We start from the raw sequence: 22,755 nt of genomic DNA on the forward strand, positions 1-22,755 counted from the left end.
CCCCAACCCTCCAAAGGGGGGGAAACCCCCCTCCCCTCCACACCCCCGGTTCCTGGAAGGAATGTGCCGGGCCCCCCGTGTGGCCTCCCCCTCCACCTCTGTTTACCCGAATGGGTGTCGGGCGGCTTGCCGGAGCACGGTGAGGAGGAGGGCTTCCGCGTTGCCCGGGGTGGCTGCCCAGAGCTGCATCTCGCTGTGAGCGGCTTGGCGGCGGGGGCTGATGGCGCGGATCGGGCGGGAGAACTGGGCGCTGAGGCACCACCACATCTCGATGCGGGCCCAGGTGAGGCGCCCGCTCACTCGGGGTCCGTCACACGCAGGTGGATCGGGTGGGCGGACTCGATGCCGATGAAGGCGATCGCGCGCACCGCGCCGAACTCGACCAGCTGGTGGGCGATTCGGGCGGCGGAGGCGTCGCCGAAGAGGTCGGCAAGGTAGCCGGCCTGGTCGTCGTCCAGCGGGAGTCGGGCGAGGCTGGTACGGATGGCGCCGAGGGCGTCGGAGAGCCTGGTGAAGGTGGCGACCTTCGTAATGCCCTTGATCTCGACGGTGACGGGGAAGGGGAGTTCGACGCTCACTGCTGGTCTCCTTCGATCCGCGCCCACATCACCTTGCCGATGCCGCCCGCACGCGGGCAGCAGCCCCAGTCGGCGGCGAGCTGGGAGACGAGCCAGAGCCCGCGCCCGGTCTCGTCGTGTTCGCTGGCGGGGCGCGGGATCGACGGCCGGTTGGTGTCGGCGTCATGCACCTCGATGCGGAGCGAGCCGGGGTGGAGTTCGAACCGGATGAAGATCAGCCGTCCCGGCGGGGTCTTGGCGTGGAGGACGGCGTTGGTGACGAGCTCGCCGAGCACCAACTCGCCGGTGTCGAGGACCTGTTCACCATCGGGTTGCTTGGCGAGGAAGGCTCGGAGCAGTCGCCGGGCGAAGCCGGCGGACTTGTGATGCCTGGGCAGCCACCACGAGAACTCGCTCGCAGAGACAGGCGGCTTCTCCAGCATTTCGGGCACGACAGCGCCCCCTCCAACTTCGGCTCGCAGCGAGCAACGATGGCTCGAATGAGGCATAGGGATGCCCGAGCGGCCATCCGTCATGGTCGCCATACGCGAGCAGCGGACTACTGCTCGTAGTCTGCTCCCCACTCTCCGCAATCTGCAAGACTTCATTTTGGGTGCTTCAAACCGCACGGCTCATCTGGTTGACGTTCATTGCGAAGCGGGCACGCAGGTGCTTTCATTTCGAGTGCTGACGGTGCTTCATACTGGAAGCCAGGAAGGGGAAGAGGCCATGCCAGAGGGGCCAACTGGATCAACGGTGCCGCGCAGGCAGCTCGGGCGGTACCTGCGTGATCTGCGCAACCGATCACGGCTCACCGTGCGGGCAGCAGCCCGTCGGCTGGAGTGGTCAGAAGCGAAGATGTGGCGCATCGAGACCGGTCAAACGTCCTTGCGAAGCCTCGATGTTGAAGCAATGTGCAAGGTCTACGGCGCACCCGCCGAACTGACCGAGGCTCTGATGGGGCTGGCGAAGGAGACCAAGGCTCGGGGCTGGTGGCACGCCTACGGGGATGTGATCCCCGAGGGGTTCGATCTCTTCATCGGGCTGGAAGAAGCAGCTTCGAAGATCGCCTGGTATGAGAGCGAGCTGGTTCCCGGCCTGTTGCAGACCGAGGACTACTCACGTGTGATCATGCGGGCGCACAACCCTCACGAAGACGGTGACGAGATCGAACGACGAGTCCATCTTCGTTCGACTCGCCAGGTACTTCTCACCAGGGTCACCGACCCGCCGGTGTTCGATGTCGCACTCAACGAGGCGGTGCTGCGGCGTCCCATCGGTGGCGGCAAGGTCATGGCTGCACAGCTTGCCCACCTGGCCGAGCTGGGTGAACTTCCCAACGTCACTATCAAGGTAGTCCCGTTCAACGCGGGTCTACACCAGGGCGTCCTGACAGGCCCGTTCGGAATTCTGCGCTTCCCGCTCAACGGCGACGGTTCCGAGACGGAGCCGCCGACCGTCTACGCGGACGGATACACCGGCGACCTGTACCTGGACAAGCCCAACGAAGTGGAACGCTACGACGCCGCGTTCACGAACATCTGGGAGACAGCGCTCAGTGAGCAGGCGTCGAAGCTGCTGATCTCCGAAGTGGCAGGAAGCTATGAACACGGTTGACCTGACAGGAGCGGTGTGGGTCAAGTCCACCCGCAGCAACGGACAATCCGCCTGTGTTGAGGTCGCATTCCTCAACAACGACATCGTTCCCGTCCGCGACTCCAAGGACCCCAGCGGCCCGGCGCTCGTCTTCCCCACCGACGCCTGGACGGCCTTCGTCACCGCCATCAAGACCGGCGAACTCCCCAACGCCTGAACCCGCCTGCGCGAGAAGTCGACCAGGCCGACTTCTCGCGCAAACCTTTCCCCGTCTCTGCCCTCGTCCGCCTCAGGCGTGGGGACAGCTCGGGGTCCGCGCAGATCTCGACACCGTACTTCCAGAGCCTGTCCGGAGTCGTGATCTGCCGCTCACCTCGTCCGAGCAGGCCCTGAGGCCGGTCGGCCGCGGCGCACACCAAGCGGCAACTGATCAACGGCATACGGTTCCGGACCCGAACGGCAGGCTCCCTGTTGCGGGAGAACGGTCCTCCGTACGATGCCGTGTGTGATCAAGGAAATGCCTGCTTGCCTGGTCCAGACGCCATGGCCGTCTGATGGTCTTCCTATCGACCGCGTCGACTACGCGGGAAGCCGTCGGGGGCGGCGATGAAAGCCCCCGTCTCTCCGCCGCGGCCGTTGGATGTCACCTCGGTCTTTCCCGAGCTCGCCGCCCATGCGAGGACAGCGGTCCGGCTGCACCCTGTGGCGGCGGATCCGGGCCCGCATGACAGCTCCGTGGGAGGGCCGCTGGCTTGGCCGGAGGATGAGGCATGGCCGACCTGTCCGGGTGGCCGTCATCTGATGCACAGGCAGCCCCATCGTCCCGCCAACGTCCGAGGTGACCGGTCGACAAGGTTCGCCTACCACGGTGAGATCACCTGGGACCGGATACCCGCGGACGCGTCGTGGCCCTTGCTGCCCGTGATGCAGGTGTACGCGCAGGACGTGCCCTGGTACGACGGTTTTCCGGAGGGCATGGACGTCCTCCAGATCCTGTGGTGTCCGTTCCTGCACGTCTACGACGGTCCGACGGTGCCCTACAACGGAATCGCCGGCCCGTGGGTCCAGGTCCGCTACCGTCACACCGGTGACCTGGGAGACAGGTTCCTGACGCCGCCGGAGCCGGTGGCCATCGGTGAGCCCGGCTATCTGCCCACCCCATGCCTGCTGCGGCCGGAGCCGGTGACCGAGTACCCGCACCCGGGTGCCTTGGGTGAGGAGTTCGAGGCCCGAGTCGAGGAATGGGAGATGGCGACCTTCTGCGACCCCGACGACCCGGAGGAGTACGACCCCCGCTACTCCTGGGACCTCTCGACCGCCCCGGGCTGGAAGCTCGGTGGCCATGAACCCTGGAACTACCAGGGCTACTACGGCCCGGCGCGGTGCGGCACGTGCGGCAGCGGGATGCGCTTCGTCGCCGCGATCGCCAGCAACGAATGGGACGGCGGCACGGAAAGCTGGGCTCCGGTCGGCTTCCTCGAAGGCGGTCCACGCGATCGGCGTCAGCGACAGGAGCCGACCGACGTCGTACTCGGGCACCACGAAACCATGCGCGTCTTCACCTGCCCCCTCTCCACGGATCACCCGGTCATCACCGACCTGATGTAGCCGCCCGCGTTGCCACTGCTCGTTCCCCGCTACCGCTTGGTTCGCGTGAGAAGTCGGCCGGGCCGACTTCTCACGCAACGAGCCGGGCTACATTCCCCCGGCCACCCGGAGGATCGCTCCGGTCGCGTACGACGCATCGGCGGAAAGCAGCCAGGAGACGGCCGCGGCGATCTCCTCGGGCTGTCCGGCACGGCCCAGGGGGATGGCGGAGGCAACCTTCCGAGGCCGTTCGGGGTCCTGGTGGAAGTCGGTCCAGATGGTGCCGGGGGCAACGCAGTTGACGCGAATGCCCTGGGCGGCGACCTCCTTCGACAGCCCCACCGTCATCGCGTCCACGGCAGCCTTGGCGGCGGCGTAGTGGACGTACTGTCCCGGGCTGCCGAGCGTGGCCGCGGCCGAGGAGATGTTGACGATCGCTCCGCCGCCGCGTCCGGTCATCTCCTGGATGGCACGTCGGGCACAGAGGAGGTAGCCGAGGACGTTGACGTCCAGTGCCCTACGGATACCCGCCGCGTCGGCGTCGGCCAGCCGGCCGTTCGGCCCGCTGGTTCCGGCGTTGTTCACGAGCCCGGTGACGGGACCGAGGTCGGCGGCACGGTCGAAGAGTCCATCGACGTCCCTCTCGTCGGCGCTGTCCGCACGGACGGTGACACACCTGCGGCCGGCCTGTCGGACCAGTTCGGCGACCGACTCCGCCGCGGAGCTGTCGGAGTGGTAGCCGAGGACCAGGTCGTGTCCCTCGTTCGCAAGGCGGGCGCAGACGGCTGCGCCGATCCCGCGACTTCCACCCGTGACCACCGTCACGAATCGTTGCTCCATGTCGATCTCCCAAGTTCGTACGGAATTTCAGGCCGGTTCCGGGCCCGGATGCCCCGAGCCGAAGCGGTCGCGGTATTCGCCGGGGGCGATCCCGACGCGGCGGTGGAAGGTACGGCGCAAGGTCTCGGCGGTGCCGAAGCCGAGGCGGCGGGCGAGTGCGGCCACTGGCTCGTCGGCCTCGGTGAGCGCCCGCCGGGCCGCCTCCACCCGGACGCGTTCGACGTAGGCCGCCGGCCCCATGCCGATCTCCGCGGTGAAGCGACGCTGCAGGTGGCGCGGGCTCAGGCCGGCGCAGTCGGCCAGTGCTGCGACGGTGTGCCTGCCGCCGGGATTGTCCTGGACCGCCCGCACGGCTTTGCGGATCGGGTCGCTGGTCGGCTGCGCCGACCACAGCGGAACGCTGAACTGCGACTGGTTACCCGGCCGGCGCAGGTAGAGCACCATCTCGCGCGCGGCAGCCAGCGCGATCTCCGGGCCGTGGTCGTCCTCCACCAGGGCGAGCGCGAGGTCCATGCCGGCGCTGACCCCGGCCGAGGTCCACACCCGACCGTCCCTGATGAAGATCGGGTCGCAGTCCACCGTCAGCTCCGGGTGCTCATCCGTGAGTTGCCGTTCACGGGCCCAGTGCGTGGTGACCCGTCGCCCGGCGAGGAATCCGGTCGCGGCGAGAAGGAGAGCCCCGCTGCACACCGAAGCGACACGCCGCGCACCGGCCGCCGCGGCGGCGATCCACGCCACCAGTTCCGGGTCGCGGCGCGCGTCGTTCACGCCTGGTCCACCCACCACGACGAGGGTGTCCAGCCCTTCGGGGGCGAGGTCGCCGATCCCGTGCGCGGCGAACATCGGCAGGCCGCTGGAGGAGCGGACCGGACCGGCGTGGGGCGCCACCAGCTGGCAGTCGTAGCCGCCGGCTGCTTGCTGTGCGTAATGGAACACCGAATGCGGGCCCACCAGATCGACTGCCTGGAACCCCTCGTACAGCACGAACACCACCCGACGCATGGCAGCAGGCTGCCTTCCCTGCGCGAAAGGCGTCAACGACGCGCAACCCACAGATCACGCCACACCTCGCGGAGGACCCTTGACCCATGACCGGTCGGGAGTTTGCATACAACATGCTGATTGTCCATGGACTGGAGGGCAGGCGATGACCGCTACCACCCGCGACCTGTTCGAGCGCTACCACGCTTGTTGGGAGGCTCGCGACCCCGACCGGATCGCCGAACTCCACACCATCGATTCGGTGTTCCACCTGCACTCCGGTCAGCCCCCGGCGCTCGGGCGGGCAGCCGTCCGTCAGGCGGCGGCCGACTCGTTCGAGCTCGTCCCTGACCTGGGGTTCAAAATTGTCTCGCTGCGCTTCGGGGAGGACTTCTGGGTGGCCCGGTTCAAGATGACCGGCAAGTCCGCCTCCGGCGCCGCACTCGACGTCGACCTCGCGGACTTCGTCCTGGTCGAGAACGGGGCAGTGAAGGAAAAGCACTCCTACGTCGACGGAGTGGCGATGCAGGCCGCGATCGCGCCTGCTGAGGATTCCCCTTGATCAAATCCGGGGAACTCGCCAACACCTGAACGGCCTTGCGCGAGAAGTCGGCCCAGCCGACTTCTCGCGCGCACATCCCCACTTGTGATGTGGCTTCGGGGTCCAGCGCGTTGGACCGTACGGCTACGCTGCTCATGCTGATCAACGCGGGACAGAAGGGGGTGCGCGGGTGGACTGGCCGCGCGGTGGTAGTCACCGGAGCCGGGCGCGGGTTCGGGCGAGCATTGGCCTTGAAGGCAGGTCGGTCGGGTGCGCGCGTGTTCGTGTCCGCACGTTCGAGCAGATGTAGGCACCCACCCCGATCCAGCTTTCGTGCCCCAACTCGTCAGCAACGCGCATCGGCCCGGGCGATCCCTCCACGGATTGCCCGAACTTCTAAACCCGCTGGCCAGGACGGGAGTTCTGCGGCAGCCTGACGGGATGCCCGACGAGATCACCGCCTTCCTCCACGCCCGCCTCGACGAGGACGCCGACCTCGCCCGCCGCTGCGACGGCGGCGACGACTGCGGCACCTGGACCGCCAACCGCTCGGCCGTGGACGCCCGCAGCCTCTACCTGCACGGCCCGGACTGGGACGACATAGCGGAGGAACTCCTCCGCCGCGCCGACGCGCTCGAAGCGGAGTGAGGCCGAGTGCGACTCGGCACTCGGCCGCGTCGACGTGGTGTACACCGAGGCCCAGACGACTGGCCTCCAGGCTCCGTGAGCTTCGCGGGGCCGCCCTTGGGGCGTACCGCCGACTCCGACAAGACGCCGTCTCAGGCGTAGGGAAGCACCGGACTCGCGGCCGAGTCGGTGTCAGTGGCGGTCATGCCCGCCGTGAGCCGGGGCGTCGGGGCTGCCGCCCATCATGCGGAGCATCGCGGCGCCGCCGGTGCGGAAGAAGCGGGTGAGCAGCACGGCAGCCAGCAGCAGGAAGGCGATGTTGAGCCAGGTGGTGTAGTTCCACTGGACGCCGGACATCGGGATCTCGGCGTTCCGCTGGTCGGGCACCAGGCCGAGGCCGCCGAAGAGGAACTCGACCACGTACCCGGCCAGCACCATCGCCGTGTAGAAGGTGCCGAGGAGGAAGAGGGCCATCCGGGGGCCGTAGTACTTCCGGTAGATGTTGAGGATCGGCAGGATCAGCAGGTCGGCGAAGATGAACGCGACCACGCCGCCGAAGCTGATTCCGCCCTTCCAGAGGACCACCGCCAACGGCACGTTGCCGATCGAGCAGACGAAGGACGCGATCGCGACCAGGGGGCCGACCAACGGGCCCCAGAGCTTGCCCGCCAGCGGGTGGTCCGCGAAGAAGAAGGCCTGCCAGAACGAGTCGGGGACCCAGGCGGCGATGGCGCCGGCGATGAGCAGGCCGATCACCAGGTCCTTGAGGATGGCGGCCCACTCCATCACGAAGACGTGCGAGACCGAGGTGAGGCCCTGCCGGGAGAGCAGGCGGCGGGCGAAGGAGCCCTCCCCGGCCACCGACATGTCCATCGCCGCGTGGCCTTCCATCGAGCCGGCCCGCCCGAACTCCGCCTGTTCGCGGGCCTCCCGGAGCAGCCGGTCGCGCAGCAGCAGGCGGAAGAGCAGGGCGAGCAGCAGGATCATCACCGGCCCGCCGACGAACTCGGCCGCGGTGAACTGCCAGCCCAGCAACAGGGCCAGGATGACGCCGAGTTCGACCACCAGGTTCGTCGAGGCGATCTCGAAGGCCATCGCCGCGGTGAAGTTCGCGCCCTTGCGGAACAGTGAGCGGGCCAGGGCGACGGCCGCGTACGAGCAGGAGGAGGAGGCCACGCCGAGGGCGGAGGCGACGGCGAGGGTGCGCGGGCGGTCGTCGCCGAGCAACCGCACCACGGTGGATTTGTGGACCACCGCCTGCACGACGGCGGAGAGCAGGAAGCCGAGGATCAGCGCCCAGGTGATCTCCCAGGTCATCGATCCGGCGATGGACAGCGCGTGCAGGATCGCGTGCATGGTGGTCCGCCTTCCTCAGAGCCGTGTCCCCGGTGGGCGCCGGTCACCATATACCCATACGGGGTATTCAGGAACCGTGACGCGCCGACACCCGCCGCTGCGCCGCCCGTACGGCCAGGGCGCCCGCCGCGCCGAGCACGCACAGCACGGTGGCGGCCAGCACGGCGTGGTTGGCGCCGTCGGCAGCGGCCCGGGCGGTGGCGGGGCGGCCGAGCCCCATCAGGGTGACGGTGACCGCGACGCCGAGCGAGGAGCCGAGGTAGCGGGCGGTGTTGTTGGCGCCCGAGCCCATCGCGGCGCACGCGCGAGCCTCCATCGACCCCTGACCGATAGCACCGAGCCCACCCCGGCCGGAACCTCGCAACCGTCTCCCCCATGACAGCGTCTATGCTCGTCGACCGTGCTCGTATGATCACGACGAGCTATGAGCCTCATGGGGGAGGACCAACAGGTGGGCGACAGGCCGGTCGGGTACACCGTCCAGCCGGACGCGTTGGACGGAGTCGCGGGGGCCCTCGGACAGGCCGCGAGCGTGATCAACCAGCTCGCTTCCAAGGCCCGCACCGAGCGCGCCGGACAGGGCCCGATCGATCCGCTCGCAGCACTGGTTCTGGCGAACGAGAAGGGCCCCGGCGGCGCCGTGGACGGCGACTACATCCTGACGCCCGGTCAGCTTGACCGCGCCAAGGAGTTCATGTCCGTGATGAACGGCGCCGACCAAGCCGCTTTCCAGAGCCTCCTGTCCGGCGCCAAGTCGCCGGAGGAGGCCGCCTACCTCTGGAAGGCACTGGCCGCCGGCCACTCGGTGGCCGACGTCCAGCAGTTCGCGGCGATGATCCACCCGCGCGGCGACGACCCGGCCTGGCTGTCCGAGCACCTGGTCCCGGCCCTCAGTACGGAGGCCTTGCAGGGGGAATCCACCACCCACCCGTTCCTACTGAGCTACAAGGGCGCCCAGGTCGTCGACGGCTACGACGTCTACAGCCAGCGCAACGTCGGTGACTGCGTCGCCGCCTCCACGATGCTCGCGAGTCTCAAGCTCGACCCGGTCACGATGCTTCAGGTCACCACCGGCGGCATGCCCGACGTTCCGGGAGCCGACTCGCCCGAGTACTTCAAGCAGCGGCTCCAGCAGCTCTACATCGGTCAGTACCAGCAGGGCCAGCTGGCCGACGGCGGCCAGAAGATCTACCCGGAGAACGGCGGCGGGATCGGCCCAAAGGGCAACACCTTCCTCGCCGACCAGAACCTCGGGAAGGCCACCGGCTCGACCTACGAGTACGTCAACCTCGACACCGATGACGACCGGCGCGCGGCCGTCACCCGCATCGAGAAGGCCCTGGACGAGGGCAATCCGGTGCCGTTCTGCGCCTTTGACGAGGCCAGCAAGGCTGCCGGCAATGACGGCCACTATCACCAGATGGTGATCGTGGCCCGGGACGGCGACCGGCTTCAGGTCTACAACCCGTGGGGCCAGTCGGTGTGGGTGACGGAGGACCAGTTCATCCACAACCACATGAACGACGGGGGCCTCACCAAGGACACGAACATCAACCGGCCCTACGGCATGGAGCTGCCGAAATGACCAACGTCCTCCCGGATGCCGAGCTGATGACCGGCTACGACATCGAGGCCGCCATCACCCGCGGTCTGCTGATCGACGGTGTCCCGCGCCGGGTGCTCTTCGGCGAGGCCGCGATCGCCGCCTCCTACCAGGCCGAGGCCCTGCACATCGGCCCCCACCCGCTGGGCTTCCTGGCCCAGTACGTCCGCGCCGGCGGCTTCACCGCCGCGCTCGACCTGCCCGAGCCGGTGATCGGCCGGGAGCCGGGCGAGCTGGTCCGCGGCTGGCTGCGCGCGGCCGCGGCCGGCGGGGCGGACCTCCAGCGCGAGGTCCTCTTCGCCCGCTGGCTGGCCGAGGTCGCACTGCTCATCACCATGCGTCGCCGAGTCCGGGAAGAGAGCAACTGATGCGCCGAATCGTCTCCAGCGTGGTGGTACTTCTGGCTGCCGGCGTGCTGCTCGCCTCCTACCTCGACGGATGGTGGTCCGACCCGGCCACCACGCCGAGCAGTTCCCCCGCCCCAACCCGGCCGGAGACGGAGGTCGTTCTCCCGTCCGGTTCGGACGCCGGAGACGCCACCTCGCCCTACCCGCCCAGTACGGTGACCCTGGCGGTCGGGCAGAAGCTCGGCGTCAGGACGACTGGGGGCGCGATGCCGAAGTACTGGTACCTCACCTCGGCGGGCGAGGGCGTCGTGCTGCGGAATGGTCCGGATGTCGCCATCACCTCCTGCTCGACGAACCCGCCCGCGCCCGGCTGTGCCCCGGAGATCGACAAGACCTTCATCGCCCTGGCGCCCGGAACCACCACGCTGACCTGGGCGTTCGGCAGCCAACTGGACTGCGCGACCGACGCACCGAACCGTGCGGAGTTGAGGTGCGACATCACCAAGAGCATCCAGGTCACCGTCCGCTGACCGTCTCGGCCAGCCCGCGGTTGAGGGCCGCGTGCACCCCCGGTTCCAGGTGCCGCGCCCAGGCCGGGTTGTGCTCGCCGCGTAGGCGGGCGCAGCAGGCGAGGGCGTGGCCGAACTGGTCGGGGGTGAGGTAGCCGAGGTGGTGGGTGGTGTCGTCGGCGGCCGCGCCGTTGAGCGTCCTGCTGGTCAGGTCTCCCATCGGCAGGACGGAGAAGCCGCGCCGGGCCGTGGCGTAGCTGTGCGCGGCGTTGGCGGTGAAGACGCCCATGCCGAGGAACACGGTCACCAGGTCAGTCAGCTTCTCCTCGTCGGATTCGGGCCACGAGGCTTTGAGGCGTCCTTCGCCCATCAGGCGCAGATGGCCGAGTTCGTGGGCGATGAGCGCCGCGAGTGCCGCCGGCCGGTCGGCGTATCCGACGTCGAGCTCGATGACGTCCCGTCCGTCGATCCGGCGGTAGTAGCCAACCGTGCGGCGCTTGCCGCTCCGCCCTGCGGAGTTCTGATCCTCGGCCTCGAAGAGCCGGACCTCGAGGGCCTCGGTGTCCGCGCCCATCACGGCGCCGACGCGGTCGACGAACTCCCGGATCCGGGCCCGCTGGTCGGGACCGGTCAGGCCGGTCGGCGGGAAGTCCGCGGTCGGCAGGGCGAATTCGCGCCGCACGGCCTGTTCCCCGAACTCGGCCACGCACCAGCGGAGAACCTTCTCCACCCACACCCGCCCCTTGACGCCCTGCGGATCCTCGGCGGACTCCGAGCCGGACACCGAACCGGCCGCCCGCATCCAGGGTTTGACCTCATCGAGGTCGATCGCGCCCGGAATGCGCTTCTCCGGCCGCTTTTCACCTCCAAAGATCCATGACATGCCGGTGCCCCCCGTGCATCACTCGTGCATCCCCTGCGATCCACTGTAGCCACGCGTCCGGCGACCGGCGAGGAGCGGGAGGCGGCGGTTTCGCCGAGGCTGCCGATCGCGGGTGCAAGCTGCGATGGGGCCAGATGTCGCTTTCCAACGGACCGTGACCCGCTCGGCCTCAGCTTTTTCATCGGTATGCGACACGTGCCGCAATTCCACCTGGCTGGACTCATGACGTCACACTTTTGACATATCCGGAATGACAGCCATAGGAGCTCTCATTACGTTCGTCGCAGGTCGGTCGCCTGGCCGGCGTCCGCGAGACAGAGAGAAGTGACATGCTCACGCGTTCATTAACTGTGGCCGCTGCCGGAATAGGCGCGACGATCCTTGCAGCCACCGGCATCACCTACGCCTCGCCCTCCGGATCCACCTCGGTGTTCCAGTCCCACCAGCCGACAGCCCAGCCTGGCCAGCCTGCGGCCCCGCCTGTCCAACAAGCCGCCCCGGCCCCGGCCGCGGTCGCCGGTGGCGGCGGCAGCGCAGTCGGAGAGAAGAACGAGGGCCGCGGGCACGACAACGGCGGGCACGACAACGGCGGAGGCAACAACGGCGGAGGCAACAACGGCGGAGGCAACAACGGCGGGCACGACAACGGCGGAGGCAACAACGGCGGACGCGAGGGTGGCGGACGCGAGGGTGGCGGACGCGAGGGTGGCGGACGCGAGGGTGGCGGACGCGAGGGTGGCGGACGCGAGGGTGGCGGACGCGGCCACCACAAGGAGGGAAGGATCTTCATCAACGAACGTACGTACTCCGCCGGCACCGAGGGCTGCATCACCGCGGCCAGCGGCCTGGGCGCCAGAAGTTTCAACATTCGCAACGAGAGCTGGAGGACTGTCGAGGTCTTCCGCGGCTTCAACTGCGACAACGGCGGTCCGATCGCCATCGTGGGCCCCCACAGCTCCAACAACGGCGTGAGGGCCCGTTCCTTCGACGAGGACGAGTTCGGTGGCGACTGGGATTGCGAAGGCGTCGTGGGCAGCTTCCGGGTGATCGGCCACCACCGCGACTGGTGACAGCCTGCCGGAAGCGGGCTCCATCCGGCTTCGAGGCCGCCGCCCACCTGCATCAGCGCCTCCCCCCGCCTGCTCTCCCGTCGGGACGGCTACCAGTGGGCACCGGAGTCGATCGCGGTCGACCACGTCGCTGCCCGACGAGTGCCGAAACGGGTGGCGAACGTCGAGGTGGAGGCGCCGGCACCGCCCCAGAAGGGGCTGCGCGGCCGGCGGGTGGACGACACCGAGCTGGTGTTCCACGGGGAGTGCCCGGACTGCCGGGGGCGCCGGCCGGAGTGACCGGCCGACGCCCCTGAGGTCGGTCAGCCGTCGGGGTCATTCGAATGTCTCCAAATATTTGGTCGAGCCAAGTATCGTGCTGCCCTCCTGCTGAGGGTGGGGTGACCCGCCCCTCGCGCGGGCGCGGCCCCATCTCCTCCAGGACGGACCGACCCGCCCAGGGCAGGGGCGTGCCGTCGCCCCTGCCCACCCACCCCGCCCGTCAAGCCCAGCAGGCCCAGCAGGCCGCCGGGCTCAGGAGGCCGTCGGGACCAGCGCGGCGAGCGCCCGGCGCTCCGCGACCGCCGCTGCTCGGACAGCCAGTAGTGAGCGTGCAGCACGTCGTAGCGGCGGCGCTCGGCGGCCGCCGCCCGGGCCAGCTCGGCGGTGAACTCGGCCAGGACGTCCGGCAGTTCCTTCTTGGCCAGCGGGCCGGGACCGCCCGCGCGCAGGTGCCGCACCCGCACCCCGGGGTCGGCGAGCACGGCGCCCGCGGCGTCAGGTGGCGCTACTGGTCAGTGGCCGGGCCTCGCGGTCCAGCCCGAGGTTGCGGTGGATCTCCAGGGCGGCGGTGGAGCGGTTCAGGGTGATGAAGTGCAGGCCGGGCGCCCCCTCCCGGAGCAGCCGCTCGGCCAGCCGGGTCGCGTGCTCGACGCCGATCCGGTGCGCCGCCGCGCGGTCGCCGCGGGCCGCCTCCAGCTGCCCGGCCAGGCCCTCCGGGAAGGAGGCGCCGCTCAGCTCGGCGAAGCGGGCGATCTGGCGGACGTCGGTGGCGGGCATGATCTCCGGGATGACCGGAGTGTCGCAGCCCGCCACGGCGAGCCGGTCGCGCAGCCGCAGGTAGTGCTCGATCTCGAAGAACATCTGGGTGACGGCGTAGTCGGCGCCCGCCCGGCACTTCGCGGTGAAGTGCCGGATGTCGTCCTCCCAATCGGTGGAGCGCGGGTGGCGCTCCGGGAAGGCCGCCACGCCGACCGAGAAGGCATCGAACTCCTTGACCAGGTGGACCAGTTCGACCGCGTGGCGCAGGCCCTGCGGGTGCGGCTCCCAGGCGCCGTTCGGGTTGCCCGGCGGGTCGCCGCGCAGCGCGAGCACGTCGCGGATCCCGACGTCCGCGTAGCGCCGCAGGATGGCCTGGAGTTCGGCGGTGGAGTGGCCGACGGCGGTCAGGTGGGCCACCGGGCGCAGGGTGGTCTGCGCGGCGATCCGCTCGGTGGTCCCGATGGTGCGGTCGCGCGAGGAGCCGCCGGCGCCGTAGGTGACCGAGACGAAGGTCGGCGCTACCGCCTCCACCCGCCGGATCGCGGCCCACAGGGCGCGCTCGCCGGCCTCGTCCTTGGCCGGGAAGAACTCGAAGGAGTACGTCCGCTCGCCGGCCGCGAGGATCTCGCGCAGGCCGCGCGGGCCGCTCCGGGTGGTCTGGTCCATGGCTGTCACCTCGTGTGCTGGGGTCGGTCGGCTGTCCAGGACTGCGGCCGGCCCGGTACACGGGCGGCCGCGCCCATCCTGCCCGTCAACCGCAACAGCACTGGCACAACGCCGACTTGAGCTCCGGTAGAGGGCCGCCGGAGGGCACGGCCACCGCCCGGGATCAGGGCGGCGGCCGCGTCCGGCCCAGGCGCGTTCGCCGAGCGTCAGTGGACGGCCGCGGTGAGGAAGCGCTCCTCGACGGCGCCCCGACTGCGGTTTGCCGTGCGGCTTTTGACGGTGGCACTGCGGCGGCCACGGCCATACCCTAGGGGGGTATGGTATCTTCTCAGTGAAGCAGCCACCCGGACCACTCCGGAGGGCGCCGCACGCACCGACCGACAGGAGCACACCATGAGCGAGACCACCGTCACCGTCGAGCCCTCCGCCACCGAGGCCTCCTCCTGCTGCGGCTCGTGCGGCACCGGCGCCGCCAAGGCCCCCGCCACCGCGGCCGCCGAGCGCGCGGTCTTCCAGGTGAAGGGCATGACCTGCGGCCACTGCGTCTCCTCGGTGACCGCCGAGCTGAAGAAAGTCGACGGCGTCACCGAGGTCGCGGTCGACCTCGCCACCGGCCAGGTCACCGTCGACAGCACCAAGCAGCTCGTCGACGGCGACGTCGACGCCGCCGTCGACGAGGCCGGCTACGACCTGGTCGGCCGCCTCAACGGCTGAGGCTGACCGACCGTCGGCCCGGACGGCGCCCCCGCACGTCCGGGGCGACTCCCCTCCCACCGCGCCCCGGTAGAGTGGGAACACTCCTCACCGCACAGGAACCGGAGACGGCCATGGCCAGCTACAGCCCCCACAAGGACGACTTCCTCAAGCGGCTCCGCCGCATCGAGGGCCAGATCCGCGGCCTGCAGCGCATGGTCGAGCAGGACACCTACTGCATCGACGTCCTCACCCAGGTCTCCGCGGCCAGCCGCGCCCTGCAGTCCTTCGCCCTCCAACTCCTGGACGAGCACATCGAATGCTGTGTCCGGGACGCCATCGCCGAGGGCGGCCAGGAGGCCAACAGCAAGATCCGCGAGGCCAACCAGGCCATCGCCCGCCTGGTCCGGTCCTGAATACCAGCACGAACGACGGAAGGCCCTCCGGTGGCAGGTGCCGCCGGGGGGCCTTCCGCAGTACGGGGCAGGGGTATCGGTATCAGACCTTCTCAAGCGGCCGGTGCGGCCCGCCCGGCAGCTCCACGACGATCGCGTCACCGGGCCGGACCGGCCCGCCCGCCCGGACGACGCCCATGATCCCGGCGCGGCGCACGATCGTCCCGTCCTCCGCCCGCCCGACGACCTGCTTCAGCAGCCCCGTCCGGTAGTCGTCGATCTGCGCGCACGGGTTGCGCAGGCCGGTGATCTCCACCTCCGCCTCCGGACCGATCCGCAGCACCGCGCCGACCGGCAGGCCGAGCAGGTCCAGGCCCTCCGTGGTGATGTTCTCGCCGAGCGCGCCCGGCGCCACGTCGAAGCCGGACTCGCCGAGCTCCGCGAGCAGTTCGCGGTGGATCAGGTGGACCTGGCGCAGGTTGGGCACGGTCGGGTCCTTCGCGACGCGCGAGCGGTGCTTGACCGTCACCCCGGCGTGCACGTCGCCCTCCACGCCGAGTCCGGCGAGCAGCGTGACGCCCTCCCGATTCGGCTCGGAAAACGAGTACTCGGCGTTGCTGCCGACTGCCACCACGGTGCCGCCCACGCGCTTCGGGCCATCCTCGCAAAGGTATGTTCGGTCGGCCTCGAAGCCTACGGCCTGGTAGGCGCCCCGAGCAGGGGCAGCACCACCTCGTCCAGGATCTCCGTCACCACCTGGTCGGAGGGCACGTCCCCCTCGATCAGGAAGGTGTCGCGCAGCAGGTCCAGCGGCAGGGCCACGACGCGCGGGGTGAGCCGCGCCGGGTCGATCTCGCCCCGTTCGGCGGCCCGGTGCATCATCGCGGCCAGGGTGTCCACCGGCCCCTGTGCGGTGAGCCCGACACGGAAGACGGTGCGCAGTTCGGGGTCGCGCATGATGTCGACCAGCAGCCCGTGCACCGCGTCCATCGGCAGGTCGTCGAAGCGGTGCAGCAGGCTGCGCAGGAACTGCAGCAGGTCGGTGCGCAGGTCGCCGGTATCCGGCGGCTCCTGGTAGTCGGGGGCGTTGCGGCCGAGGGCGGCGATCACGAGTTGGACGCGGTTCGGCCAGCGCCGGTAGAGCACCGGCTTGCTGGTGCGGGCGCGGGCGGCGACGCCGTCCATGGTGAGCCGGTCGTAGCCGTGCTCGGCGAGTTCGGCCCAGACGGCGTCGAGGATCGCCCGTTCCAGCTCGTCGCCGCGCCGCCGCGAGCCGGCCGCAGCCGCCCTGTCACTCACCACTGGATCCCGCACCCGTCCTTGGAGATACGTTGCGTTTCTTATCAAGGACAGTCTACAGTCGAAGGCAAGAAACGCGCCGTATCTTACGGCCGAGGACAGGGGGGTTCGCCATGCGTGCCGCACTCACGAACGACACCGCACCCGAAACCGACGTCCTGGTGGTCGGCGCCGGCCCGGTGGGTCTCGCGCTCGCCATCGGACTGGCCCGCGCCGGGGTCGACTGCCGGATCATCGAGCGGGACACGGAGTTCCGCACCGCCGGCGTCCGCGGCAAGGGCGTCAACCCGCGCACCCTGGAGGTCTTCGACGACCTCGGGGTGGTCGAGCGGATCCTCGACCGGGGCGTGCTCAACCTCAAGCTCCGCGTCTACGAGGGCGACCGGCTGCTCCAGGAGGTCGACCCCGGGGCCGGCAACCCCGCCACCCCCGACCGCCCGTACGCGGGCATGCTGCTGCTCGCCCAGCACCAGACCGAGGCCGTACTGCGCGAGCGGCTCGCCGAGTACGGCGTCACGGTCGAGACCGGCACCGAGCTGACCGGCTACACCCAGGACGGCGACGGCGTGCTCGCCACCGTTCGACAGGACGGCCGGAGCACCCGGCTGCGCGCCCGCTACCTGGTCGGCTGCGACGGCGGCCGCAGCGCCGTCCGCAAGCTGGCCGGCATCCCCTTCCTCGGCGAGACCTGGGACGAGGAGCGTTTCATCATGGCCTCGATGGACGTCGACGGCCTCGACACCGACCACATGCACCTCTGGAACCACCCGAAGTTCGGGGCCGGCGCCATGACGCTGGTCCCGATGCGGCAGGACGCCACGTGGGCCGTGCACGCCGCCGTCGAACCGGACGAGCACGGCGAGCTGCCCGCCCCCACCCTGGACACCTTCCGCCGGCTCTTCGCCGAGCGGGCCGGCCTGCCCGGGGTCCGGATGCACGAGCCGATCTGGTCGACCGTCTGGCGCCCCACCGTGCGGGTGGTCGAGCGCTACCGCGACGGCCGGGTCCTGCTCGCCGGGGACGCCGCGCACTGCCAGTCCGCGGCGGGCGGCCAGGGCATGAACAACGGCATCCAGGACGCCCACAACCTCGGCTGGAAGCTGGCCGCCGTCCTGCGCGGTGCGCCCGAGGCGCTGCTCGACAGCTACCAGGACGAGCGGCTGCCGGTCGCCGAGGCGAGCCTCGCCGCCACCTCCGCCCACCACAGGACGGCGTTCCGCGGCGACGGCGCCTCCGCGCTGACCGACCAGTTCCGCACCCTGGCCGCGCAGGGCGCCGACCTCACCGGGCTCTCCCTCCACTACCGCGGCGGGCCGCTCGGCCGCGACCTCGACGAGGCCACCGGCGTCCGGGCCGGCGACCGCGCCCCGGACGCGCCCTGCACGACCGCCGACGGCACGCCGACCCGGCTGTTCGACCTGTTCCGCGGACCGCACTTCACCCTGCTGACCTTCGGCGACCACCCGGGGCTGGCCGAACTGCCCGCCACCGCCGGGCTGCGCCGGGCCGCCGTGCTCGACCCGGACGGGCACGCCGCCCGCGCGTACGGGCTGCGCGGGAACGCCGTGGTACTGGTCCGCCCCGACGGCCACGTCTCGCTCACCGGGGCGACGGCGGACGCGGGTACGATCCTCGACCACCTGCGGACCTTCGCCCTCTGACCGTCCGGCCGCTCAGGCCCGAACCGCCCGCTCGTCGGCGTCGGCGAGCCAGAAGTACACCGGCGAGAGCCCGAGTTCGATCACCATCAGCACCACCTGGAACCCGTGCGGCCACCCGTCCACGACGATCGCCAGCACCCGCCCGAGGCCGCCCAGCAGGAACACCGCCGTCAGCCACCGGACCACCCGGGCGGGCACCGGCGCCTGCCGGGCGGCCCAGATCCAGGCCGCGCCGTACCCGGCGAAGATCGCACCCATGAAGCGGCCGAAGCTGTCGATCGTCGGGCCGGGGTCCGCGATCCCGGGGATCGCGGCGTTCCCGCCCAGTACGTGGAAGAACCCGATCGCCGCACACGCGACCCCCATGATCCACGCGAGCACCCGCAGTGTCCTCGCCATGAGCCCATCACCCACTACCGGTCCGCCTGACTTGTCGTCAGGCACTAGTTGACACACGTCTACCAAGCTAGCCCCGACTGGTGGACACGTGTCAAGTAACCTGTCCGGCATGCCAGTCCAGGAACGCCGCAAGCGCCTCCCCCCCACCGAGCGCCGCGCCCAGCTGCTCGCCGTCGGCGCCCGGGCCTTCGCCGCCCGGCCCTACGAGGACGTGCTGATGGAGGAGGTCGCCGAGCAGGCCGGGGTGTCCCGCGCCCTGCTCTACAAGCACTTCGCCAGCAAGCACGAGCTGTTCGCGGAGGTCTACCGGCAGGCCGCCGGGGACCTGCTGGTGAAGAGCCGCTTCGACCCGGCGGACACCCTGGTCGAGCAGCTGGTCGAGGGCATGGACGCCCATCTCGACTACTTCATCGCCAACCGGCACGCCGTGCTGACCGCCAACCGCGTCCTCGCCGGGGACCCGGTGATCCAGACCATCATCACCGAGGAGCTGGACACCCTGCGCGGGCGTTTGCTCGCGGTGCTGCCGCTCGCGGACGAGAGCGCGCGCCGGGCCGTGTCCCAAGTCCTGCGCGGCTGGCTGGTGTTCGTACGGGTGCTGGTCGTGGACTGGCTGACGGAGCAGAGCTGCACCCGCACCGAGCTGCGCGACGCCTGCATAGGCGCGGTGCTGGGTGCGCTGCGGCCGCTGCTGCCGGCCGATCCGGCGCCCGAATGGGAGCGGTGAGAGCCCGAACGGGGTTCGGGCGCGTACCATCGGCCATCACGGGAAAATTGCCTGAAGGGCTCAATTCCCGCAGAAAATATGACAGTTGGATGCCAGCACCCCGCAGGCTCGCCCGCCCCCGAAGGGATCCATGTCCACCGCCGCCCCCGACACCGACACCCCGCTCCCGCCACTCCACCGGCTGCCCTTCGCCCCCGCCCGGCCGCCGCACCCGACCACCCTCCCGGACGGGACCCCCGCATGGCTCGTCACCCGCTACCACGACGTCCGGCAGGCCCTCGGCGACCCCCGTGTCACCCGGGCCGATCTGCACGAGGTCGGCGCCGCCGGTGCCCTCGCCGACGTGGCCGGCAACCCGGCCTCGCTGTTCAACCAGGACGGCCCCGCCCACCGCCGGCTGCGCGCCACCATCCAGAAGGCCTTCACCCCGCGCGCCATCGACACCTGGCGGCCCCTCATCGCCGACGCCGTCCAGCGGGCCGTGGACGCCCTGGTCACCGCCGGCCCCCCGACCGATCTGGTCACCGGGTTCACCAGGCCGGTACCGTTCACCGTCACCGCGCGGCTGATGGGGCTCGACGACACCGGGCCCGACCGCGTCGACGAGGAACGACTGCACCGCTGGGGCCTCGCCGTCCTCGCCCAGGGCAGCGACCGGGCCGGGGAGCACAGCGACGCCATCGCCGAATTCAGCGGCTACACCGCCGACTTGATGAACCGCCGACGCCGCGATCCCGGCGATGACCTGGTCAGCCGGATCGTGCTCGCCGCCGATCAGGACGGCAGCGTCCCGGAGGAGTCGCTGGTCCACCTCGTCTGCGGGCTCGCCGCCAGCGGCAACGAGAGCGTCGTCGGCATCCTCGGCAACTCCCTGGCGTACCTGCTCGGCGAACGCCCCGGTCACTGGGCCGTTCTCGCCGACCCCGACACCACCGAGCTCGCCGTCGAACGCCTGCTGCACTTCATCCCCCTCGGCGACAGCGAGACCACCGTCCGTCGCGCCGCCGAACCGGTCGAACTCGGCGGCGTCACCATCCCGGCCGGCGCCGTCCTCGCCGTCAGCATCGGCAGCGCCAACCGCGACCCCGCCGCCTACCCCGACGGTCTCGACGCCGACCTCGACCTCCCGCTCGCCACCCCCACCCTCGCCTTCAGCGCCGGTCCGCACTACTGCATCGGCGCCTGGCGGGTCCGCCTGGAGATGCGCGAATCCCTCCGTCGCCTGGCCACCGCCCTCCCCTCCCTGCGCCTCACCACCCCGGTCGACCGGCTCCCCTGGCAACTCGGCACCACCACCCGCAGCCCGGCCGCCCTCCCCGTCACCTGGTGACCCGCCGGCGCGGCCTCAGCCGTCCAACAGGGCGCGCTCCCAGTGCAGTTGCCGCTGCTCGATCCAGTCGGCGTCGCCGCGCCAGATCTCACCGTGACCCTCCGCCCACAGCCGCGCCCAGGGCTGGACACCCCGTCCGGACTGCGCGCGCAGGAAGTCGTGCATGGAGCGGGCGCGACGCCCCAACAGCGGGACCAGGCGGCGCCGTTCGTCCTCGTCCAGCCCGTAGGCGTCGGCGAAGACCCGCACCCGCTGCCCGGCGTCGGCGCGCTGCCAGGCCGGATCCGCCGACAGCGGGACGAAGCCGTGCAGGGCGTAGGCGACGTCCCACAGCCTGGAGCCGGGGGCGGCGGCGTCCCAGTCGATGAAGGCGAAGCCGCCCCCGCCGTCGGCCACCAGGTTCCACGGGGCCAGGTCGTGGTGGGCGATGATCTCGTGCTCGTCCGCCGGGATCAGCACCTGCCAGCGGGCGTCCGGCGGTGGCGCGAAGTCCCGTACGGCGTCGTGGAACTCCCGGATCAACCGGGCGACGCGGGCCAGCCGCTCCATCGGCTCCACCAGCGCGAAGCGGTCCGGCCAGACCACCTCGCCCGGTACGTAGTCGAGCACCTCCCGCCCCCGGTCGTCCAGACCGAGCGGCCGGGGAGCGCCCCGGAACCCCACCGCGTGCAGATGCGCGAGCAGCGCGTGCACGGCGGGCGTCCACGGCCCGGCCGGGCGGCGCACGGTGTCCCCGACCCGGACGACACCGGCACTGACGTTCCCGCCGCTCAGCGGCTGCTCCTCCTCATGATCCATCGGGCCAGTCTGCCAGGCGGGCCTGCCACCGGTCACCGGAACCACCCGGCCGCCGGGCGCGTCCCGCTACCCCCACAGGCCCTCGCCCAGCACCCCGCCCTCCGGCGCCCCCGGCAGCACGTAGGCCACCGCCGAGGCCGTGTGCACCAGGAAGGGGTTGAGCGCGTCCTTCGCCGCCAGCCGCTCCTGCACCTTGCTGAACTGGGCCGGGTCGCGGACGAAGGCGCAGAACAGCAGGCCCCGGTCGTCCGGGGCGTCGTCGTAGCTGTAGCCGCGCCGGAGCATCCGGGCGCCGGCGTCGAGCCGGGGGCTGCTGAGCCGGACGTGGGCGGTGTTGGGGATGACGTAGGAGCCGTCGGGGTTCTTGGCGTAGATGTCGGGGTCGTCGTGTTCGGCCGTGCCGGTGAGCGGGGTGCCGTCGGTGAGGCGGCGGCCCATCGCGAGGTTGCGGCGGTCCTCGGGGAGGGCGGCGAAGGCGGCGGTGTCCATCCGGATGCGGCGGTAGACCAGCACCGTGCCGTGCTCGTACGGGCCGGGCGGGCCCCAGACCCACTGGCGGGCGGCCGTCTCGTCCGGGTTGGCGGTGCCGTCCTTGAAGCCGAAGAGGTTGCGCGGCGTGGTGCCCGGGGCGGTTCGGGCCAGGAAGCCGGACTGGGTCCAGCGGACGCCCGCCCCCGCCGACTTGCCCACCGCGCCGACGAGTTCGGCGAGGACCGTGAGCGGCCAGCGGTCGGCGGCGCACAGCTGCACCACCAGGTCCCCGCCGCCGCGCGCCGGGTCGAGCCGGTCACCGGGGAAGGCCGGGACGTCCGCCAGCGCGGGCGGCACGTTCAGGGCCAGCCGCGCGGCCAGCCCCGGGCCGACCCCCACCAGGCTGGTGAGCTGCGCCGGCTCCGCGCCCCGCAGGCGCGGGTCCGTCGAGGTGCCGCCGGCCGCCTCGGCGAGCACCCGGGTCAACTCGCCCAGCAGGGAGCGCAGTACGGCGCGCCCGTCCGAGGTGGCGGCGGGCACCAGGTCGAGGGCCAGCAACACCGTGGCCGGCTGCTGGGGGGCCGTCACCCCGGCCTGCCGCTCGCCGTGGAAGGGGACGGCGACGGGTGCGGAGGGGGGCGGGGGCGAGCCGGCGGGCCGCCCGCGCCCCAGCGCGACGACCCCGGCACCGACCCCGGCGGCCAGCACCGCACCGCCGCCCGCGATCAGCGCCCTTCGGTCGACACCGCTTCCGACGGCTCCCGGTTCTTTCCGCGCCTTTCCGGTTTCGGCATGCATG

General features: G+C 71.0%; 29 protein-coding genes. 15 read left to right on the plus strand and 14 right to left on the minus strand.

Features of this window, described 5'->3' with window-relative positions; genetic code table 11:
• Positions 1-296: 296 nt before the first annotated feature.
• Both ACFQ87_RS25260 and ACFQ87_RS25265 read right to left on the minus strand, forming a co-directional pair.
• The gene (locus ACFQ87_RS25260) at positions 297-578 is read right to left on the minus strand and encodes a hypothetical protein (protein WP_380613078.1); all 282 of its coding nucleotides are present in this window, start codon (positions 576-578) and stop codon (positions 297-299) included.
• The gene (locus tag ACFQ87_RS25265; protein ID WP_380613158.1) at positions 575-1,000 is read right to left on the minus strand and encodes an ATP-binding protein; all 426 of its coding nucleotides are present in this window, start codon (positions 998-1,000) and stop codon (positions 575-577) included. The genes ACFQ87_RS25260 and ACFQ87_RS25265 overlap by 4 nt, the downstream gene beginning before the upstream one ends.
• Before the next feature lie 286 nt (positions 1,001-1,286).
• Here ACFQ87_RS25265 and ACFQ87_RS25270 point away from each other — a divergent pair, with 286 nt between their 5' ends.
• From ACFQ87_RS25270 to ACFQ87_RS25280, 3 genes are all read left to right on the plus strand, one after another.
• Complete coding sequence (locus ACFQ87_RS25270) at positions 1,287-2,174, plus strand: helix-turn-helix domain-containing protein (protein ID WP_380613159.1); 888 nt, start codon at positions 1,287-1,289, stop codon at positions 2,172-2,174.
• Positions 2,161-2,370, plus strand: a complete 210-nt coding sequence (locus ACFQ87_RS25275; RefSeq protein ID WP_380613079.1) for a DUF397 domain-containing protein — start codon at positions 2,161-2,163, stop codon at positions 2,368-2,370. Before ACFQ87_RS25270 ends, ACFQ87_RS25275 begins: the two co-directional genes overlap by 14 nt.
• 707 nt (positions 2,371-3,077) lie before the next feature.
• Positions 3,078-3,761: a hypothetical protein gene (locus ACFQ87_RS25280; protein ID WP_380613080.1), complete on the plus strand. Its 684-nt coding sequence runs from the start codon at positions 3,078-3,080 to the stop codon at positions 3,759-3,761.
• An 87-nt stretch (positions 3,762-3,848) separates the two neighbouring features.
• Here ACFQ87_RS25280 and ACFQ87_RS25285 read toward each other — a convergent pair whose 3' ends face one another.
• Both ACFQ87_RS25285 and ACFQ87_RS25290 read right to left on the minus strand, forming a co-directional pair.
• Positions 3,849-4,580 carry an SDR family NAD(P)-dependent oxidoreductase gene (locus tag ACFQ87_RS25285; RefSeq protein ID WP_380613081.1) on the minus strand — a complete coding sequence of 244 codons (732 nt, stop codon included), beginning with the start codon at positions 4,578-4,580 and terminating at the stop codon, positions 3,849-3,851.
• Positions 4,581-4,607: 27 nt separating this feature from the next.
• Entirely contained in the window at positions 4,608-5,582 is a 975-nt protein-coding gene (locus ACFQ87_RS25290) for a GlxA family transcriptional regulator (protein WP_380613082.1), read from the minus strand.
• A 145-nt stretch (positions 5,583-5,727) separates the two neighbouring features.
• On the opposite strand from ACFQ87_RS25290, the gene ACFQ87_RS25295 reads away from it, so the two are divergent.
• The gene (locus ACFQ87_RS25295; protein ID WP_380613083.1) at positions 5,728-6,123 is read left to right on the plus strand and encodes a nuclear transport factor 2 family protein; all 396 of its coding nucleotides are present in this window, start codon (positions 5,728-5,730) and stop codon (positions 6,121-6,123) included.
• Positions 6,124-6,543: 420 nt separating this feature from the next.
• Positions 6,544-6,750 (plus strand): hypothetical protein, encoded by a 207-nt coding sequence (locus ACFQ87_RS25300; RefSeq protein ID WP_380613084.1) that lies wholly within the window; start codon positions 6,544-6,546, stop codon positions 6,748-6,750.
• A gap of 171 nt (positions 6,751-6,921) precedes the next feature.
• On the opposite strand, the gene ACFQ87_RS25305 is transcribed toward ACFQ87_RS25300, so the two are convergent.
• Positions 6,922-8,085 (minus strand): permease, encoded by a 1,164-nt coding sequence (locus ACFQ87_RS25305; RefSeq protein WP_380613085.1) that lies wholly within the window; start codon positions 8,083-8,085, stop codon positions 6,922-6,924.
• Between the two features lie 67 nt (positions 8,086-8,152).
• Positions 8,153-8,401, minus strand: a complete 249-nt coding sequence (locus ACFQ87_RS25310) for a hypothetical protein (protein ID WP_380613086.1) — start codon at positions 8,399-8,401, stop codon at positions 8,153-8,155.
• A 135-nt stretch (positions 8,402-8,536) separates the two neighbouring features.
• On the opposite strand from ACFQ87_RS25310, the gene ACFQ87_RS25315 reads away from it, so the two are divergent.
• From ACFQ87_RS25315 to ACFQ87_RS25325, 3 genes are read left to right on the plus strand one after another with little or no spacing between them, the layout of a single operon-like run.
• A complete protein-coding gene (locus ACFQ87_RS25315) occupies positions 8,537-9,670 on the plus strand; it encodes a hypothetical protein (RefSeq protein WP_380613087.1) in 1,134 nt (377 codons plus the stop codon).
• On the plus strand, positions 9,667-10,056 hold the full coding sequence (locus ACFQ87_RS25320; protein WP_380613088.1) for a hypothetical protein: 390 nt from the start codon (positions 9,667-9,669) through the stop codon (positions 10,054-10,056). The genes ACFQ87_RS25315 and ACFQ87_RS25320 overlap by 4 nt, the downstream gene beginning before the upstream one ends.
• The gene (locus tag ACFQ87_RS25325) at positions 10,056-10,565 is read left to right on the plus strand and encodes a hypothetical protein (RefSeq protein ID WP_380613089.1); all 510 of its coding nucleotides are present in this window, start codon (positions 10,056-10,058) and stop codon (positions 10,563-10,565) included. Before ACFQ87_RS25320 ends, ACFQ87_RS25325 begins: the two co-directional genes overlap by 1 nt.
• Here the strand turns inward: ACFQ87_RS25325 and ACFQ87_RS25330 are convergent.
• Entirely contained in the window at positions 10,552-11,427 is an 876-nt protein-coding gene (locus ACFQ87_RS25330) for a hypothetical protein (protein WP_380613090.1), read from the minus strand. The genes ACFQ87_RS25325 and ACFQ87_RS25330 overlap by 14 nt on opposite strands.
• Positions 11,428-11,756: 329 nt before the next feature.
• On the opposite strand from ACFQ87_RS25330, the gene ACFQ87_RS25335 reads away from it, so the two are divergent.
• Both ACFQ87_RS25335 and ACFQ87_RS25340 read left to right on the plus strand, forming a co-directional pair.
• Entirely contained in the window at positions 11,757-12,497 is a 741-nt protein-coding gene (locus ACFQ87_RS25335) for a hypothetical protein (protein ID WP_380613091.1), read from the plus strand.
• A 153-nt stretch (positions 12,498-12,650) separates the two neighbouring features.
• On the plus strand, positions 12,651-12,776 hold the full coding sequence (locus ACFQ87_RS25340; protein WP_380613092.1) for a hypothetical protein: 126 nt from the start codon (positions 12,651-12,653) through the stop codon (positions 12,774-12,776).
• A 23-nt stretch (positions 12,777-12,799) separates the two neighbouring features.
• Here the strand turns inward: ACFQ87_RS25340 and ACFQ87_RS25345 are convergent, their stop codons facing one another.
• Positions 12,800-13,240 carry a hypothetical protein gene (locus tag ACFQ87_RS25345; protein WP_380613093.1) on the minus strand — a complete coding sequence of 147 codons (441 nt, stop codon included), beginning with the start codon at positions 13,238-13,240 and terminating at the stop codon, positions 12,800-12,802.
• Positions 13,241-13,253: 13 nt separating this feature from the next.
• Positions 13,254-14,183: a methylenetetrahydrofolate reductase [NAD(P)H] gene (gene metF / locus ACFQ87_RS25350; RefSeq protein WP_380613094.1), complete on the minus strand. Its 930-nt coding sequence runs from the start codon at positions 14,181-14,183 to the stop codon at positions 13,254-13,256.
• 393 nt (positions 14,184-14,576) lie between these two features.
• On the opposite strand from metF, the gene ACFQ87_RS25355 reads away from it, so the two are divergent.
• Complete coding sequence (locus tag ACFQ87_RS25355) at positions 14,577-14,897, plus strand: heavy-metal-associated domain-containing protein (protein ID WP_380613095.1); 321 nt, start codon at positions 14,577-14,579, stop codon at positions 14,895-14,897.
• Between the two features lie 113 nt (positions 14,898-15,010).
• Positions 15,011-15,292 carry a metal-sensitive transcriptional regulator gene (locus ACFQ87_RS25360; RefSeq protein WP_380613096.1) on the plus strand — a complete coding sequence of 94 codons (282 nt, stop codon included), beginning with the start codon at positions 15,011-15,013 and terminating at the stop codon, positions 15,290-15,292.
• 82 nt (positions 15,293-15,374) lie between these two features.
• Here ACFQ87_RS25360 and ACFQ87_RS25365 read toward each other — a convergent pair whose 3' ends face one another.
• A complete protein-coding gene (locus tag ACFQ87_RS25365; protein WP_380613097.1) occupies positions 15,375-15,917 on the minus strand; it encodes an MOSC domain-containing protein in 543 nt (180 codons plus the stop codon).
• A gap of 47 nt (positions 15,918-15,964) precedes the next feature.
• The gene (locus ACFQ87_RS25370; protein ID WP_380613098.1) at positions 15,965-16,570 is read right to left on the minus strand and encodes a TetR/AcrR family transcriptional regulator; all 606 of its coding nucleotides are present in this window, start codon (positions 16,568-16,570) and stop codon (positions 15,965-15,967) included.
• Between the two features lie 113 nt (positions 16,571-16,683).
• Here ACFQ87_RS25370 and ACFQ87_RS25375 point away from each other — a divergent pair, with 113 nt between their 5' ends.
• Entirely contained in the window at positions 16,684-18,231 is a 1,548-nt protein-coding gene (locus tag ACFQ87_RS25375; protein ID WP_380613099.1) for an FAD-dependent monooxygenase, read from the plus strand.
• A 12-nt stretch (positions 18,232-18,243) separates the two neighbouring features.
• On the opposite strand, the gene ACFQ87_RS25380 is transcribed toward ACFQ87_RS25375, so the two are convergent.
• Entirely contained in the window at positions 18,244-18,630 is a 387-nt protein-coding gene (locus ACFQ87_RS25380; RefSeq protein WP_380613100.1) for a DUF4345 domain-containing protein, read from the minus strand.
• 109 nt (positions 18,631-18,739) lie between these two features.
• Between ACFQ87_RS25380 and ACFQ87_RS25385 the strand changes: the two genes are divergently transcribed.
• Both ACFQ87_RS25385 and ACFQ87_RS25390 read left to right on the plus strand, forming a co-directional pair.
• Positions 18,740-19,357: a TetR/AcrR family transcriptional regulator gene (locus ACFQ87_RS25385; protein ID WP_380613101.1), complete on the plus strand. Its 618-nt coding sequence runs from the start codon at positions 18,740-18,742 to the stop codon at positions 19,355-19,357.
• Between the two features lie 130 nt (positions 19,358-19,487).
• A complete protein-coding gene (locus ACFQ87_RS25390) occupies positions 19,488-20,687 on the plus strand; it encodes a cytochrome P450 (RefSeq protein ID WP_380613102.1) in 1,200 nt (399 codons plus the stop codon).
• Between the two features lie 15 nt (positions 20,688-20,702).
• Here the strand turns inward: ACFQ87_RS25390 and ACFQ87_RS25395 are convergent, their stop codons facing one another.
• Both ACFQ87_RS25395 and ACFQ87_RS25400 read right to left on the minus strand, forming a co-directional pair.
• Positions 20,703-21,485: a phosphotransferase enzyme family protein gene (locus ACFQ87_RS25395; protein WP_380613103.1), complete on the minus strand. Its 783-nt coding sequence runs from the start codon at positions 21,483-21,485 to the stop codon at positions 20,703-20,705.
• A 66-nt stretch (positions 21,486-21,551) separates the two neighbouring features.
• Positions 21,552-22,754, minus strand: a complete 1,203-nt coding sequence (locus ACFQ87_RS25400) for a Dyp-type peroxidase (RefSeq protein ID WP_380613104.1) — start codon at positions 22,752-22,754, stop codon at positions 21,552-21,554.
• Position 22,755: the final 1 nt, after the last annotated feature.

The sequence above is a fragment of the Kitasatospora sp. NPDC056531 genome, from assembly GCF_042794375.1.
Lineage (GTDB): Bacteria > Actinomycetota > Actinomycetes > Streptomycetales > Streptomycetaceae > Kitasatospora.

Excerpts from the sequence above, each read along its gene's own strand:
- ACFQ87_RS25360 (WP_380613096.1), top strand. The coding sequence starts at position 15,011 with ATGGCCAGCTACAGCCCCCACAAGGACGACTTCCTCAAGCGGCTCCGC.
- ACFQ87_RS25275 (WP_380613079.1), top strand. The coding sequence starts at position 2,161 with ATGAACACGGTTGACCTGACAGGAGCGGTGTGGGTCAAGTCCACCCGC.
- ACFQ87_RS25335 (WP_380613091.1), top strand. The coding sequence starts at position 11,757 with ATGCTCACGCGTTCATTAACTGTGGCCGCTGCCGGAATAGGCGCGACG.
- ACFQ87_RS25380 (WP_380613100.1), bottom strand. The coding sequence starts at position 18,630 with ATGGCGAGGACACTGCGGGTGCTCGCGTGGATCATGGGGGTCGCGTGT.
- ACFQ87_RS25390 (WP_380613102.1), top strand. The coding sequence starts at position 19,488 with ATGTCCACCGCCGCCCCCGACACCGACACCCCGCTCCCGCCACTCCAC.
- ACFQ87_RS25375 (WP_380613099.1), top strand. The coding sequence starts at position 16,684 with ATGCGTGCCGCACTCACGAACGACACCGCACCCGAAACCGACGTCCTG.
- ACFQ87_RS25395 (WP_380613103.1), bottom strand. The coding sequence starts at position 21,485 with ATGGATCATGAGGAGGAGCAGCCGCTGAGCGGCGGGAACGTCAGTGCC.
- ACFQ87_RS25295 (WP_380613083.1), top strand. The coding sequence starts at position 5,728 with ATGACCGCTACCACCCGCGACCTGTTCGAGCGCTACCACGCTTGTTGG.
- ACFQ87_RS25290 (WP_380613082.1), bottom strand. The coding sequence starts at position 5,582 with ATGCGTCGGGTGGTGTTCGTGCTGTACGAGGGGTTCCAGGCAGTCGAT.
- ACFQ87_RS25280 (WP_380613080.1), top strand. The coding sequence starts at position 3,078 with ATGCAGGTGTACGCGCAGGACGTGCCCTGGTACGACGGTTTTCCGGAG.
- ACFQ87_RS25385 (WP_380613101.1), top strand. The coding sequence starts at position 18,740 with ATGCCAGTCCAGGAACGCCGCAAGCGCCTCCCCCCCACCGAGCGCCGC.
- ACFQ87_RS25300 (WP_380613084.1), top strand. The coding sequence starts at position 6,544 with ATGCCCGACGAGATCACCGCCTTCCTCCACGCCCGCCTCGACGAGGAC.
- ACFQ87_RS25285 (WP_380613081.1), bottom strand. The coding sequence starts at position 4,580 with ATGGAGCAACGATTCGTGACGGTGGTCACGGGTGGAAGTCGCGGGATC.
- ACFQ87_RS25265 (WP_380613158.1), bottom strand. The coding sequence starts at position 1,000 with ATGCTGGAGAAGCCGCCTGTCTCTGCGAGCGAGTTCTCGTGGTGGCTG.
- ACFQ87_RS25355 (WP_380613095.1), top strand. The coding sequence starts at position 14,577 with ATGAGCGAGACCACCGTCACCGTCGAGCCCTCCGCCACCGAGGCCTCC.
- ACFQ87_RS25270 (WP_380613159.1), top strand. The coding sequence starts at position 1,287 with ATGCCAGAGGGGCCAACTGGATCAACGGTGCCGCGCAGGCAGCTCGGG.
- ACFQ87_RS25320 (WP_380613088.1), top strand. The coding sequence starts at position 9,667 with ATGACCAACGTCCTCCCGGATGCCGAGCTGATGACCGGCTACGACATC.
- metF (WP_380613094.1), bottom strand. The coding sequence starts at position 14,183 with ATGGACCAGACCACCCGGAGCGGCCCGCGCGGCCTGCGCGAGATCCTC.
- ACFQ87_RS25325 (WP_380613089.1), top strand. The coding sequence starts at position 10,056 with ATGCGCCGAATCGTCTCCAGCGTGGTGGTACTTCTGGCTGCCGGCGTG.
- ACFQ87_RS25310 (WP_380613086.1), bottom strand. The coding sequence starts at position 8,401 with ATGGAGGCTCGCGCGTGCGCCGCGATGGGCTCGGGCGCCAACAACACC.
- ACFQ87_RS25400 (WP_380613104.1), bottom strand. The coding sequence starts at position 22,754 with ATGCATGCCGAAACCGGAAAGGCGCGGAAAGAACCGGGAGCCGTCGGA.
- ACFQ87_RS25330 (WP_380613090.1), bottom strand. The coding sequence starts at position 11,427 with ATGTCATGGATCTTTGGAGGTGAAAAGCGGCCGGAGAAGCGCATTCCG.
- ACFQ87_RS25305 (WP_380613085.1), bottom strand. The coding sequence starts at position 8,085 with ATGCACGCGATCCTGCACGCGCTGTCCATCGCCGGATCGATGACCTGG.